Below are 14,095 nucleotides of genomic sequence, written 5' to 3'. Positions count from 1 at the left end.
CGGCCGGCCCCCGCCCCGGCACCGGGCGCCGGGCAATGTCGCCCGGCGACCCGGTCAGCGGTCCGGCTAGCGGTCCATCGCGGACAGGGCCCGCTGTGCCAGTGGATGCGTACGGACCAGTTCGCCGAGCGAGGTCGTTCCGCGGGTGATCCCGGCGAACGCGTTCCAGGCCGGGCGGAATCCCGTCAGCACCGCGTGCAGCACCCCGGGACGGCGCTCGAACAGCTTCAGCATGCGGCGTCCGACACCCATCTCGACACCGAGACCCGCCTTGATGGCGAACGCGTAGTTCAACGCCTGGCGCCGGGCGTCCACCGCGTCGTGCGACTCCGCGATCCGGACCGCCCACTCACCGGCGAGCCGCCCCGACCGCAGCGCGAAGGAAATCCCTTCGCGGGTCCACGGCTCCAGCAGCCCCGCCGCGTCGCCGCACACCAGCACCCGCCCGCGTGACAGCGGCGAGTCGTCACTGCGGCAGCGCGTCAGATGCCCGGAGGAGATCTTCGGCTCGAAACCGGCGAGGCCGAGCCGGGCGATGAAGTCCTCCAGGTACCGCTTGGTCCCCGCTCCGTCGCCCCGCGCCGAGATCACACCGACGGTCAGGACATCGCCCTTGGGGAACACCCAGCCGTAACTGCCGGGCATGGGGCCCCAGTCGATCAGCACCCGCCCCGCCCAGTCCTCCGCGACCGTGGCCGGAACCGGGATCTCCGCCTCCAGTCCGAGGTCCACCTGGTCGAGCTTCACCCCGACATGGGCTCCTATCCGCCCCGCGCTTCCGTCGGCACCGACGACCGCGCGGGCCAGGACCGTCTCGCCGCCGGACAGCACCACGGCGACCGTGCGCCGGTCGGGCACCGAGGCGCCGTGCTGCTCGACCCTCGTCACCGTCGCGCCGGTGCGGAGTTCGGCACCCGCCTTCTGCGCCTCCTCGACCAGACCCGCGTCGAACTCGGGGCGGTTGATGAGCCCGAAGAGCATCCGCTTGGACCGGCGGGTCCGCGCCAGCCTGCCGTTGAGCGAGAAGGTGACCGCGTGGATCCGGTCCCGCAAGGGCAGTTCGAACCCGGGCGGCAGTGAATCCCGCGAAAACCCGATGATGCCGCCGCCGCATGTCTTGTACCTGGGAAGCTCCGCCTTCTCGAGGAGCAGCACCCGTCGGCCGGCCACTGCCGCCGCGTATGCCGCGGAGGCTCCGGCCGGTCCGCCCCCGACTACGACGACATCCCACACGGACGACTCTTCGTGCTCCTGTACGGCGTCTGCGTTCTCGCTGCTCACGATGTGCTTCTGCTCCCGATCCCACCAGTGGCCCATGCTGCTCACGGCATCCTACGGCGCCTTGCCCCCGGCCCCCGCTGTGGGAGGATCGACCGTACGTTCGTCCTGCATGCGACGCCGCACACTCGGTGCACATGTAGCCGGATTCATACACATAACGTCGCACCCACGAGGAGCGTGCCCATGACCGCCCGTCCGATTTCCGAGACCATTGCCTCGCTGATGCCCCGCGCCAAGACGGAGCTGACCGAGCTGGTGGCCTTCCAGTCGGTGGCGGATCCCGCGCAGTTCCCGAAGAGCGAGTGCGAAGCGGCCGCCGACTGGGTCGCCGACGCGCTGCGCGCCGAGGACTTCCAGGACGTCGCCCTTCTCGACACCCCGGACGGCACCCGGTCGGTCTACGGCTTCCTGCCCGGTCCGGCCGGCGCCCCGACCGTACTGCTCTACGCGCACTACGACGTTCAGCCGCCGCTCGACGAGTCCGCCTGGCTCTCCCCTCCGTTCGAGCTGACGGAGCGCGACGGCCGCTGGTACGGCCGCGGCTCGGCCGACTGCAAGGGCGGCTTCATCATGCACCTCCTCGCCCTGCGCGCCCTCAAGGCCGACGGCGGCGTCCCGGTCTCCGTCAAGGTGATCGCCGAGGGCTCCGAGGAGCAGGGCACCGGCGGTCTGGAGCGGTACGCGGAGGCGCACCCCGAACTGCTGGCCGCCGACACCATCGTCATCGGCGACACCGGCAACTTCCGGGTCGGTCTGCCGACGGTCACCGCGACGCTGCGCGGCATGACGATGCTGCGGGTCACGCTCGACACCCTCGAAGGGAACCTGCACTCCGGGCAGTTCGGCGGCGCCGCCCCGGATGCGCTGGCCGGGATGATCCAGCTGCTGGCCTCACTGCGCGCCGAGGACGGCACCACGACCGTAGACGGGCTCGCCACGGACACCGAGTGGGACGGGCTCCAGTACCCGGAGGCCGATTTCCGCAAGGACGCGAAGGTCCTCGACGGGGTCGGGCTGATCGGCACGGGCACGGTCGCCGACCGCATCTGGGCCCGGCCCGCCGTCACCGTCATCGGCATCGACTGTCCGCCGGTGATCGGTGCGACCCCGTCGCTCCAGGCGAGCGCGCGGGCCCAGGTCAGCCTGCGGGTCCCGCCGGGCCAGGACTCCGCCGCGGCGACCGCGCTGTTGACCGCCCACCTCAAGGCCCACGCCCCGTGGGGGGCGAGGGTGACGGTGGAACAGGTCGGCCAGGGCCAGCCGTTCCGCGCGGACACCTCCAGCCCGGCGTACACGTCGATGGCGCAGGCGATGGAGGCCGCGTACCCGGGCGAGAAGATGCAGACGTCCGGCATGGGCGGCTCGATCCCGCTCTGCAACACCCTCGCCGCCCTCTACCCGGAGGCGGAGATCCTGCTGATCGGCCTGAGCGAGCCGGAGGCACAGATCCACGCGGTGAACGAGAGCGTGTCGCCCCAGGAGCTGGAGCGACTGTCGCTCGCCGAGGCCCTGTTCCTGCGGAACTACGCGGATTCCAAGCGCGCCTGACTCTCCGTCACCGATCCCGCCGTGTTCCTGCGGATCTCCTGTCCGCAGGGCTCGACCGGTCCGCCGCTGCGTCCGCGGCGGACCGGGTCCGGTTTCATAGGATCGGCCCGTGACAACGGGGACAGGGGTCGGCTGGGCGCCGCCGACGGAGGCCGAACGACTGCTGCAGGAATCCGGGGCGGGCGGAAGCACGGAGGCGGTGCTCGACACCTCTCCCGCTGTTGGCTCCGTGTGATGGTCGCCCGACTGCATGCCGACACCCCGGGCTTCACCGCCCCGCTCCCCTCGCAGTACGACCCCGTGACCGGCCGGACGTGCGTCCCCGTGCTGACGTCCGGTAGGTTGCCGCCCTGGCATCCGGAGTGGGTGTTCCGTCGGACGACGCTCGCGGAACTCGCCGGACAACAGATGGCGGCTCGGCGTGAACCTCGCGACGCCGTGCGCGCTCACCGTCGAGGCCCGCCCGAAGAACCGCAGGGCGTGGCCGCCTCCTGGCGGAGAGCGAGGGCAGTCCGTGGCGGAACATCCCTTGGCGCTGACTCCGGTTCACGCCCGGCCCCGCCAAGTCCGCCATTGCCGCACTACGCGCTGAGCGAAGCTCGCCCAGAGCGTAGATCGACGCCTGCGGGCGGGCCGTCCGCGTACGTTCGTGGCATGGATATCGTCGAAGTTCTCCCCCGGCTGCACATGTTCCGCTTCCCCATCGGCCAGGCGTACCTGTGGCGTGACGGCGCCGATCTGACTCTGATCGACGCGGGCGCCATCGACGCGGCGCCCGCGATCGAGGACGGGGTGCGCAGCCTGGGCCTGGACCCTGGCCACATCTCCCGGATCGTCGTCACCCACGGCCATTGCGACCACTACGGTGCCGCGCAGGAGCTCGCCGACCGGCACGGCGCCGAGATCCTGGCCCATCGGCTGGATGCCGCGGTGATCCGGGGCGAGGAGGAGATCGCCGATCCCGTCCTGCTCGACTGGGAACTCCCGCTGTGGGAGCACGCGCGGACCGTACCCCCCGCCCCGCCGACCCGGGTCGACCGCGAGCTGGCCGACGGCGACGAAATCGGGTTCGGCCAGGGTGCCCGGGTGGTCCACTCCCCCGGCCACACCCCCGGTTCCATCGGGATTCATCTGCCGCACCACGGTGTGCTGTTCACCGGGGACTGCGTGGCCAGGGTCGACCAGGTGATGCTGGGCGTCTTCAACATCGACCGGGCGCAGGCCGTGGACTCCTTCCGGCGGCTGGCCGCGCTGGAGCCGGCCACGGTCTGCTTCGGACACGGCGAACCGCTCACCACCGACGCCGCCGCAGCGCTGCGAGCCTCAGCCGACCGGGACTCCGGCCTCCAGGTTGAGCACGGCTGACCGCTCGCGGGCGCGCAGCGCCCAGCGCAGCCGTTCGTACCGGGTCGGGGGCAGCAGGGTGGCCGCTTCTGCCTCGGTGACGAACCGCCAGCCGCGCAGTTCGGATCCGGGCAGCAGCAGCCGCTGGGCGTCCGCGCCGGTCAGCAGGCCGCCGTCGAAGAGCAGCCGCAGGCCCCCGTAGCCGGGCGGCCGGGGTGCCTCCCAGTCGACGACGAGGAGTTTCGGTACCCGGTCGAGATGGATGCCTATCTCCTCGGCCACTTCACGGATCCCGGCCTGGGCCGGTGCCTCCCCGGACTCGACCACTCCGCCGGGGAATTCCCAGCCGGGCTTGTAGGTCGGGTCGACGAGCAGCACCCGGTCGCACTCGTCGAAGAGCAGTACGCCGGCCGCCACGGTCTCCGCGGTCGGCTCGGGTGTCTGCACGATCTCGCACGGGGTGACGGCGCCGCTGCTGACCGCCTCGGCGATGCGCTCGGCCGTCCCGTACGGGGTGAGCGCGCCGGAGTCGATGACGTGGGCGTCGCGGGCGAGCCAGCCGAGCGCCGCCCGGTAGGGCTCGATGTGCTGGTAGGCCCATTGCCGTACCCGTTCGCTGTGCTCCGGGTCCCCGGGGTACTCGACGCGGTCGGCGATCCGTTTGCGCAGGATCGTTTCCTCAGGTGAGAGCAGCACATGACGCACTTCGATGCGCCGGGAGGCCAGCCCTCCGAAGATCTCGTCGCGGTACTCCTGTCGCAGCAGAGTCATCGGCACCACCAGCACACCGGACACCTCGGCGAGCAGGGCCGCCGCGGTGTCCACGACCAGTCGCCGCCAGATCGGCAGGTCCTGGAAGTCCGTCACCTCGGCGAGCCTCTTCTGGGGCAGCAGATGCCGCAGCTCCCCGCCGATGAGTTCGGGGTCGTAGAAGGTGCTGTTCGGGATCAGATCGATCAGTTCACGCGCGGCGCTCGTCTTGCCCGCGCCGAACGCACCGTTGATCCAGACGATCACGGTTCCCCCTCTTCCGTAGCCCCCTGTGGCTTGCCCGCAACACCCTGCCGCGAAAACCCGGCTGTGGCGATGCATGTTTTCCGAACGGAACCGTCCGATGCCCGTGGACGGCGTCCGATCGCGTGCGTCCGGCCGTGCGCACGACCGTAACGGGGGCGCCGGAAGGTCGTTGGAGCGGACAGGCCGGACCGAGGACCAGGGGGTGCAGCGTGCGTCGCACAGTGCTTGAGCGATTTCCCGCGGGAGGGCCACGAGGCAGTTGGCCTGCGGAGGAGTTCGCGGCCGCGCGCCGCTGCGAGGGCGTGGCGGCCGAGGTGGTGATGGATCTGGAGCAGGACGCGTTCCTGGTGATCGTTCCGCAGCAGTCACCGGACCGGGGCCACTGAGTCCGGGACCGTGGCCGGGGCCGGGCCCCGCTCGACCGGACGGGCCGGGGAGAGCCCCGGAAGAGCTACTCGTTCTCCTCCCTGTCATCACAGTTCCATCACCAACGGAGCATGTGGCTCCCAGGTGCCGATCCGGGGCCGTTACGGTCATCCCTCCATGAACCGCACCAGGGGGGACGTATGTCTCAGAATCAGCAGCCGCCGTGGGGGCAGCCGCCCCGACCGCCCGGCACCAACCCGTACGGCACGCCCGCGCCGCCGGAGCGTCGTCCGAAGTGGGCACGGAAGCGGATCCTGATCCCGGCCGCCGCCGTCCTGTTCTTCCTCGGCGTGGGCATCGGTGGCGCGGACGATCCCGCCAGGACCGAGAAGACGGCCGACGCGAAGGCCGCACCGTCCGCTACGGTGACGGCGACAGCCACGGTGACGGCCACCCCGGCACCGTCGGCCACCAGGACGGTGACCGCGAGCCCGGAGCCGGTACCGACCGTCACGAGGACCAAGACCGTCAGGGTGACGGTCGCGCCCGCGACCGAGGACGGCGGCACGTCCGGCGGTTCCGTCTCGGGCGGGGGCGGCGGCAGTACGTACTACGCCAACTGCTCCGCCGTGCGCGCGGCCGACGCCGCACCCATCCACGCGGGAGAGCCCGGCTACGGGCGGCATCTCGACCGGGACGGGGACGGGGTCGCCTGCGAGTAGCCGCCCACCGGCGGCCGTCGCGGCCTACCCCTTGCTGGAGCCCAGGGTGAGGCCCGCGATGAAGTGGCGCTGGAGCAGGAGGAATACGACGAGCGTGGGCAGGGCGACGATCACCGAGCCGGCGGCGAGCAGGTTGTAGTCGGTGAAGAACTGGCCCCTGAGGTTGTTCAGCGCCGAGGTGATGGGGAGCTTGTCGCCGTCGGAGATGAAGACCAGCGCCCACAGGAAGTCGTTGTACATCCAGGTGAACTGGAGCGTGCCGAGCGCGGCCAGGGCCGGGCGGCACAGGGGCAGGGTGATCCGCCAGTACTGGGTCCACACGCCCGCACCGTCGACGATGGCGGCCTCCAGGATCTCCTGCGGCAGGGTGCGCATGAAGTTGGCCAGGACGAAGACGCAGAAGCCGAGCTGGAAGCCGATCTGGACGGCGACGACGGCCCAGTACGAGTCGTACATCGTCATCGAGTCGGACATCCAGTAGGGCAGCGGGATGCGGTTGAACACCACGTACAGGGGCGTCACGATCACCTGCTGCGGCAGCAGGTTGCCGGCGGTGAAGAGCATCAGCAGGACGAGCCCGCCGCGCATCTTCAGGCGCGCCAGCGCGAAGGCCACGAACGAGGCGAGGAAGAGGGTGACGAGCACTCCCGGCACTGCGATGATCATGGTGTTGACGAAGTACTTCGTCATGCCGGAGTCGGAGAACGCCTGCCGGTAGTAGTCCAGGGAGAGATGGCGCGGCAGCGAGAAGTAGCCGTGCTCCGAAGTCTCGTCGTACGGCCGCAGCGAGGCGTACACCGCGAGCAGGAGCGGCGCGAGGAAGGCGAGGGAGACCGCCATCAGGAAGGCGTGGACGCCGATCCGGCCGGGGCGGATCCGGCGCCGGGCGGCGGGAACCGGCGGTGCCGGTGGTGCGGCAGGGCGGGCGGGGGCTGCTTGGACGGTCAACGGTTCCTCTCCCCTCGGAGCTCCTGGACCAGATACGTCGCGACGAATCCCAGGGAGACGGCCAGCAGGACCACGGCGATGGCGGAGCCGAAGCCGATCCGGCTGGCCTCGCCGATGATGTTGTCGGTGACGAGCACCGAGAGCAGTTCGAGTCCGTTGCGGCCATGGTTGACGGCGTACACGATGTCGAACGCGCGCAGGGACTCGATGACGGTGATGACGCCGACGATCACATTGACCGGCCGCAGGGTGGGGAGGACGATGCGGAAGAAGGTCTGGGCCTCGCCCGCCCCGTCGATCGCCGCGGCCTCCTTCAGCGAGGGGTCGACGGCCTTCAGCCCGGCGAGATAGAGGATCATCACATAGCCGGTGTGCCGCCACGCGGCGGCAAGCAGCACCATCCAGATGTTGAGGTCCGGGTCGCCGAGCCAGTCCGTCGGCGAACCCGTGTCCCCGATGACGGCGTTGAGGGCGCCCTGGTCGCGGGAGAAGACCAGCTGGGCGATGAATCCCACCACGGCGAGAGACAGTACGACGGGCATGTACAGCGTCGACTGGTAGAAGCGGCTGAAGCGCACCCCCCGGTCGATGAGCACGGCCAGCAGCAGTCCGAACGGGGCGGCGACCAGGCCGAGGAAGGCGAGCCAGAGCAGATTGTGCCGGGCCGCGGGCCAGAACTGCGGATAGTTGGTGAAGAGGTTCCGGTAGTTCTGCGTGCCGACCCACTTGATGTCACCGATGCCGTCCCAGCCGGTGAAGGAGAGCACCACGGAGGCGAGGGTCGGTCCCCAGACGATGGCGACGTCGAGCAGGACGGGTATGCCGAGCAGCACACCGAGTACGGCGAGGTCGCGGCCGGTGAACCGCCGCGCGACCCGCCGTCCGGTGCGCCGGGCCGGGATGAACGACACGGTCGGTACTCCAGATTCGGTCGGATGCCATCGGGGTCGTCCGGGGTCAGTCGGCGGCGAAGATGGTCTTCTTCTGCCGTTCGATGTCGTTGACCAGGCCGTCCACGTCGTCGGGGTCGCTGATGAACTTCTGGATCGCCGGGATCATGACCGTGGAGGAGAAGTCCGGCCTGGTGTCCCGGTCCAGGAACTGGGAGATCTGCTTGGCTCCGGAGACCAGCTCCACGGCCTTCTTCTGGAGCGGTGAGTACGCGGAGATGTCCGCCTGGTCGCTGACCGCGATGTTGTTCGGGTCACTCTTCAGGTAGATGTCCTCGGCCTTTCCGGTGGCCAGCCACTTGAGCAGGTCCTTGGCGCTTTCCAGCGCCTTCTTGTTCTTGAGGTTCTTCGACTTCTTCGCCAGCAGGAATCCGTCGATGGGTGCCTCGACCGCGTCCTGCCCGTGCTCCGGGTCGATGACGGGGAAGGGGAAGAAGTCGATGTCGCCCTGTTCGCCCTTGGGGAACTGGGCGCCGGGGTGCGGCAGTCCGAAGACGGCCATGCCGGCCTCCTTCTTCTGGAGGCTGTTGGCGGCCTCCTGCCAGGTACGGCCGTTGGCACCCTGCTGGCAGTACGGCAGGAGCCGGCGCCAGGTGTCGAAGACCTCCCTGACCCGCTTGTCGGTCCAGGCAACTTCGCCCGCCATCAGGCTCTTGTGGAATTCGTAGCCGTTGGTCCGCATGTCGATGTAGTCGAAGGTGCCCATGGCGGGCCAGCCGTCCTTGTCGCAGAAGGCGATCGGGTCCAGCTTGTCCTTCTTCATCTGCCTGGCGAGCGCCACGTACTCGTCGAGCGTCTTCGGCGCCTGATAGCCGCGGTCGGCGAAGAGACTCCTACGGTGGAAGACGGCCCACGGATAGTAGTAGTACGGCGTGAGGTACTGCTTGCCGTCCGCTCCGGTGGACTGGGCTTTCAGCGCGGCCGAGAAGCCTTTGTAGTCCTGCCAGTTGTCGCTGACGTCGTGCAGCAGTCCTTTCTCGGCGAAGAATTGCATCCGGTTGCCGGCGAACCACATGAAGACATCGTCCGGCTTGCCCTGGAGATACCGGCTGATGTTCTCCTGAAAGGTGTTGTGGTCGACGGTGTTGACCTTCACCTTCCGACCGTCCGACTGCGCCTCGTACGCGGCGAAGGCGTCGGCGAACGCCTTCTTCGGAACCGGGTCGGAGGAATTCGACCCCAAGGTGATGGTCTTTCCGTCACCACCGGGGCCGCTCCCGCAGGCGGTGAGCAGCGCGGGCAGCGTCACGGCTCCGGCTCCAACAGCCGCACCACGCAGCAGACTTCGCCGGGACATCCGATGTCCCGCGACACTGCCCGGCACACCTGGCCTGTCGTCATCAGACTGCGTCATGCCCAACTCCTCCGGAGATGCAACCCAACACAACCGAACGTGCGATTGGATCTCACCCCCAAGTGATGGCGTCGTCAAGGGTTTTGACGAGATGTCGGGCAACCGCCGCCACTCCTCTTCCAACAGACTTCAACACGCCCTAACGTAATCGCACGCTTTGGCGTGCACATGCTGTCATCCGATCATGCACGAGTATGGAGGAACGTAACGATGCGTCATCTTCCAACCCGTACAACCCGAACCGGCCATCCTGGAGTCATCGGAGCGCTGATGGCCGGACTGTTGTGCGCCGCGGGCGCGACCGTTCCCGCCGCCGCGGACTCGCCCGCTCCCGCCCGCGCCGTGGCTCCGCAGTCCGGAAACGGCCTTGCGCTCACCCCTCCGATGGGGTTCAACAATTGGAACTCGACACACTGCCGGGCCGAGTTCGACGAGTCGATGGTCAAGGGCATCGCCGACATCTTTGTCGAGAAGGGCCTCAAGGACGCGGGCTATCAGTACGTCAATCTCGACGACTGCTGGGCGAAGCCGCAGCGCAATGCGGACGGCGAACTGGAGGCCGATCCGCAACGCTTCCCGAACGGGATCAAGGCCGTCGCGGACTATGTCCACTCCAAGGGCCTCAAAATCGGCATCTACACCAGCGCCGGCACCAAGACCTGTGACAGCGTGGGACTCCCGGGCGCCCTGGGCCACGAGTACAGCGACGCAAAGCAGTTCGCGGACTGGGGCATCGACTACCTGAAGTACGACAACTGCAACAACCTGGGCGTCGACGCGAAGAAGCGCTATACGACGATGCGGGACGCGCTCGCGGCGACCGGCCGCCCCATCGTCTACAGCATCTGCGAATGGGGCGAGAACAAGCCCTGGGAATGGGCCGGTGAGCTCGGCAACCTCTGGCGCACGACCGGCGACATCAACGACAGCTGGGGCAGCATGCTGTCGATCATGAAGCAGAACCTGCCCCTCGCCGCCGCTGCCGGGCCCGGACACTGGAACGACCCCGACATGCTGGAGGTCGGCAACGGCGGTATGACGGACACCGAGTACCGCACCCACTTCTCCATGTGGTCCATGATGGCGGCGCCGCTGCTCATCGGCTCCGATCTGCGCAGGGCGAGCGCGGAGACCTTCGAGATCCTCTCCAACCACGAGGTCATCGCCGTCGACCAGGACCCGCTCGGCAAGCAGGGCACCGTGCTCTCCTCCGCAGGCGGACGCTGGGTGGTCAGCAAGGAAATGCAGGACGGCAGCCGCGCCGTCGCCCTCTTCAACGAGACCGGTAGTGCACAGCGCATCGCGACGACGTCCGCCGAGGTGGGACTGCCGAAGGCCGACGGGTACACGATGCGCGACCTGTGGGACCACAGCACGTACAACACGGCGGGCACCGTGGCAGCGACCGTCCCGGCGCACGGCACGGTGCTGCTGCGGGTCGCCGCCGACGGCAAGTGGGCCGCGCATCCGCCCGCGGTGGAACTCGGCCTGGAATCCAGCCCGTTGATCGAGGCCGGACGCACCGCCACGCTGACCACGACGGTGACCGGACTGGGCCGCACTCCCGCCAAGAAGGTTGCGGCCCTGCTCACCGGTCCCTCGGGCTGGCGGGTGAAGGCGGTGTCGCCGACCGGTTCACCGGCCCTGCCGACCGGCCGCTCGCTGACCACGCGCTGGCAGGTCACGGCCCCCGCGGGCACCCCCACCGGTGCGTACGATCTGACGCTCGACGCCCAGTACCGCTCGCCGACCGGGGCACGGGTACGGTCCACGGTCCCGATCCGGGCCCATGTGGTGGTCGCGCCACCGGCGGGCGGCGGCTACCTGGGCGACCTGCCGCCGCTCTCCGCGGCCAATGGCTGGGGCCCGGTCGAGAAGGACACCAGCAATGGTGAGAGCGGCGCGGGCGACGGGAATCCGCTGACGATCGGCGGCACGGTCTTCGCCAAGGGCCTCGGCGTGCACGCGGACAGCGCCGTCGAGTTCTACACCGGCGGAACGTGCAACTCCGTGACGGCGCAGGTGGGGGTCGACGACGAGAGCACCAGGGGGACGGTCGCCTTCGAGGTCTGGGCCGACGGGACGAAGGCGGCGTCGACCGGCGTACTGACCAACGCGATGGCCGCCCAGTCGGTCACCGCGGATGTCAGCGGCGCGCAGGTGGTACGTCTGGTGGTCACCGACGGCGGGGACGGCGTCGATTCCGACCACGCGGACTGGGCGGACCTGCGGATCACCTGCTGACGGGGGACCGCGTGGCGGCGACGCCACGCGGTCGGCCGCCGGGCGGGTTCCGTGGCATCGCCTCCGGAACCCGCCCGGCGCGCTCCGTGTCCCGCACTCGACGGCATCGTCCGGTCCGCCCGGCCCCGGTCAGCCCCGGACCGCCGCCACGCCGCCCGGACCCACCCGCGCCGCCGCGGCGGCGGCGCCCACCAGGCCCGCGTCGGTGCCCATCACCGCCGGGGCCACCTCGATCCGCCGGATGAAGGAGAGCGTGGCGTACCGGCGCAGGGCCCGGCGCAAGGGCTCGAAGAGGATGTCGCCCGCACCGGCCACTCCCCCGCCGATCACCGCGATGTCGATCTCGACGAGCGCGGCGGTGGCGGCGATCCCGGCGGCCAGCGCCTGAGCGGCGCGCTCGAACGAGGCAAGGGCGATCGGGTCCCCCGCGCGCGCTGCGGCGGCCACGGCAGCCGCCGAGGCATCGCCGTCCGGTCCGGGCCGCCAGCCGGCCTCCAGCGCCCGGCGGGCGATGTTCGGACCGCTGGCGATGCGCTCGACACAGCCGCGCGAACCGCACGGACACGGGTCGCCGTCCAGATCCACGCTCACATGACCGATGTGCCCGGCGTTGCCCGTGGGGCCGGGGTGGAGCTTGCCGCCGAGGACGAGACCGCCGCCGACACCGGTCGACACGACCATGCAGAGCGCGTTGTCGTAGCCGCGGGCGGCGCCCAGCCAGTGCTCGGCGGCCGTCATCGCGACCCCGTCGCCGACCAGTTCGACGGGCAGTCCGCCGACCGCCTTGCCGACCCGTTCCACCAGCGGGAAGTCGCGCCAGCCGGGGACGTTGACCGGGCTGACCGTGCCGGCCGAGGCATCGACCGGGCCCGCGCTGCCGATACCGACCGCCGCCGCCCGCGCCCACAGCGGCGAGCCGGACAGTTCGGCCAGGACCTCCGTCACGGCGCCCATCACCGTCTCGGCGCTCTCGCGGGCGGGCGTCGGCCGCTGCGCCCGTACGAGAAGGGCGCCGCCGCCGTCCACCAACGCGGCGGCGATCTTGGTACCGCCGATGTCCAGCGCGGCGACGAGGTCGGTATGCATCGGTGTGGCTCCGTGAGTAGGGGGCGGGGACCTGCGGCTTCAGGAAACAGTCTGCCCAGTCTCCATTCAGCTGACAACGTTGTCCAGGGCCTATGCTCGACGGCACAGCCTCCGGTCGGCTCCACGGCACAGCCCGCGGACCCGCCGGACCGCCCGCACCCGACGACAGGACAGCGCACCGTGGCCGAGACCGCCCGTCACTCCGAGACCCGTTACGGCAACCGGCCGACCATGAAGGATGTGGCGGCCCGCGCCGGAGTGGGCCTCAAGACGGTCTCCCGCGTGGTCAACAGCGAGCCGGGGGTCACACCCGACACCGAGCGCCGGGTCCAGGAGGCCATCGAGGCGCTCGGCTTCCGGCGCAACGACAGCGCGCGCGTCCTGCGCAAGGGCCGCACCGCCTCGATCGGACTGGTCCTGGAGGACCTCGCCGACCCGTTCTACGGGCCGCTGAGCCGTGCGGTGGAGGAGGTCGCGCGGGCACACGGCGCCCTGCTGATCAACGGGTCGAGCGCCGAGGACCCGGAGCGCGAGCAGGAGCTCGTGCTCGCGCTGTGCGCGCGCCGGGTGGACGGGCTCATCGTGATTCCGGCCGGTGACGACCACCGCTATCTGGAGCCGGAGATCAAGGCGGGCGTCGCCACCGTCTTCGTGGACCGGCCGGCGGGCCGCATCGACGCCGACATGGTCCTCTCCGACAGCTTCGGCGGCGCCCGCGAGGGCGTCGCCCACCTGATCGCGCACGGCCACCGCCGGATCGGCTTCATCGGCGACCAGCCGCGCATCCACACCGCCACCGAGCGGCTGCGCGGATACCACGCGGCGATGGCGGACGCGGGGACAGAGGTCGCGGACTCCTGGGTGTCCCTCGGTTCGACCGAACCCGACCGGGTCCGGGCCGCCACCGAGCGGATGCTCGCCGGCCCCGAGCCCGTCACCGCGATCTTCACGGGCAACAACCGGGTGACGGTGACGGTGGTGCGTGTCCTCGCCGAGCAGGAACGCCGCATCGCCCTGGTCGGCTTCGACGACATCGAACTGGCCGACCTGCTCGGCATCACCGTCATCTCCCAGGACGCCGCCACCGTCGGCCGCACCGCCGCCGAGCACCTCTTCCGCCGCCTGGACGGCGCCGACCACGCCCCGGCCCGGGTGGAACTCCCCACGACGCTCATCCCGCGCGGCTCGGGCGAGCTGCCGCCCGCCTGAGCCGCGCGGCTCGCGCGTCGTCGTCG

General features: G+C 70.3%; 13 protein-coding genes. 7 read left to right on the top strand and 6 right to left on the bottom strand.

The features are described from left to right. Positions 1 to 66 precede the first annotated feature (66 nt). On the bottom strand, positions 67 to 1,281 hold the full coding sequence (locus tag OG611_RS23120) for a geranylgeranyl reductase family protein (RefSeq protein ID WP_323180267.1): 1,215 nt from the start codon (positions 1,279 to 1,281) through the stop codon (positions 67 to 69). A gap of 183 nt (positions 1,282 to 1,464) precedes the next feature. Here OG611_RS23120 and OG611_RS23115 point away from each other — a divergent pair, with 183 nt between their 5' ends. The 3 genes from OG611_RS23115 to OG611_RS23105 all read left to right on the top strand — a co-directional run bounded on the left by OG611_RS23115 (position 1,465) and on the right by OG611_RS23105 (position 4,194). Continuing rightward, positions 1,465 to 2,829, top strand: coding sequence for a dipeptidase (locus OG611_RS23115; RefSeq protein WP_266423294.1), 1,365 nt, complete (start codon positions 1,465 to 1,467; stop codon positions 2,827 to 2,829). A gap of 109 nt (positions 2,830 to 2,938) precedes the next feature. Further along, complete coding sequence (locus tag OG611_RS23110; RefSeq protein WP_266423291.1) at positions 2,939 to 3,064, top strand: hypothetical protein; 126 nt, start codon at positions 2,939 to 2,941, stop codon at positions 3,062 to 3,064. A 419-nt stretch (positions 3,065 to 3,483) separates the two neighbouring features. Further along, complete coding sequence (locus OG611_RS23105; protein WP_266423289.1) at positions 3,484 to 4,194, top strand: MBL fold metallo-hydrolase; 711 nt, start codon at positions 3,484 to 3,486, stop codon at positions 4,192 to 4,194. On the opposite strand, the gene OG611_RS23100 is transcribed toward OG611_RS23105, so the two are convergent. Then, positions 4,153 to 5,190: an NUDIX domain-containing protein gene (locus tag OG611_RS23100; RefSeq protein WP_266423286.1), complete on the bottom strand. Its 1,038-nt coding sequence runs from the start codon at positions 5,188 to 5,190 to the stop codon at positions 4,153 to 4,155. The genes OG611_RS23105 and OG611_RS23100 overlap by 42 nt on opposite strands. A 209-nt stretch (positions 5,191 to 5,399) precedes the next feature. On the opposite strand from OG611_RS23100, the gene OG611_RS23095 reads away from it, so the two are divergent. After that, positions 5,400 to 5,576 (top strand): hypothetical protein, encoded by a 177-nt coding sequence (locus tag OG611_RS23095; protein ID WP_266423283.1) that lies wholly within the window; start codon positions 5,400 to 5,402, stop codon positions 5,574 to 5,576. A gap of 180 nt (positions 5,577 to 5,756) precedes the next feature. Continuing rightward, positions 5,757 to 6,278: an excalibur calcium-binding domain-containing protein gene (locus OG611_RS23090; RefSeq protein WP_266423280.1), complete on the top strand. Its 522-nt coding sequence runs from the start codon at positions 5,757 to 5,759 to the stop codon at positions 6,276 to 6,278. A gap of 24 nt (positions 6,279 to 6,302) precedes the next feature. Here OG611_RS23090 and OG611_RS23085 read toward each other — a convergent pair whose 3' ends face one another. From OG611_RS23085 to OG611_RS23075, 3 genes are all read right to left on the bottom strand, one after another. Beyond that, positions 6,303 to 7,154: a carbohydrate ABC transporter permease gene (locus OG611_RS23085; protein WP_266426138.1), complete on the bottom strand. Its 852-nt coding sequence runs from the start codon at positions 7,152 to 7,154 to the stop codon at positions 6,303 to 6,305. Positions 7,155 to 7,222: 68 nt separating this feature from the next. Beyond that, positions 7,223 to 8,137 carry a carbohydrate ABC transporter permease gene (locus OG611_RS23080; RefSeq protein WP_266423278.1) on the bottom strand — a complete coding sequence of 305 codons (915 nt, stop codon included), beginning with the start codon at positions 8,135 to 8,137 and terminating at the stop codon, positions 7,223 to 7,225. 46 nt (positions 8,138 to 8,183) lie between these two features. Beyond that, positions 8,184 to 9,473, bottom strand: coding sequence for an ABC transporter substrate-binding protein (locus tag OG611_RS23075; protein ID WP_266426136.1), 1,290 nt, complete (start codon positions 9,471 to 9,473; stop codon positions 8,184 to 8,186). 327 nt (positions 9,474 to 9,800) lie between these two features. Here OG611_RS23075 and OG611_RS23070 point away from each other — a divergent pair, with 327 nt between their 5' ends. Beyond that, on the top strand, positions 9,801 to 11,774 hold the full coding sequence (locus tag OG611_RS23070) for an NPCBM/NEW2 domain-containing protein (protein WP_266423276.1): 1,974 nt from the start codon (positions 9,801 to 9,803) through the stop codon (positions 11,772 to 11,774). Positions 11,775 to 11,903: 129 nt separating this feature from the next. Here the strand turns inward: OG611_RS23070 and OG611_RS23065 are convergent, their stop codons facing one another. Next, positions 11,904 to 12,860: an ROK family protein gene (locus OG611_RS23065; protein ID WP_266423273.1), complete on the bottom strand. Its 957-nt coding sequence runs from the start codon at positions 12,858 to 12,860 to the stop codon at positions 11,904 to 11,906. A gap of 180 nt (positions 12,861 to 13,040) precedes the next feature. On the opposite strand from OG611_RS23065, the gene OG611_RS23060 reads away from it, so the two are divergent. Further along, positions 13,041 to 14,069 (top strand): LacI family DNA-binding transcriptional regulator, encoded by a 1,029-nt coding sequence (locus OG611_RS23060; protein WP_266423270.1) that lies wholly within the window; start codon positions 13,041 to 13,043, stop codon positions 14,067 to 14,069. Positions 14,070 to 14,095 lie beyond the last annotated feature (26 nt).

Source organism: Streptomyces sp. NBC_01363, from assembly GCF_026340595.1.
Lineage (GTDB): Bacteria > Actinomycetota > Actinomycetes > Streptomycetales > Streptomycetaceae > Streptomyces.
The sequence above is the reverse complement of the archived record's forward strand: the minus strand, read 5'-3'. Positions and strand labels throughout refer to the sequence as shown.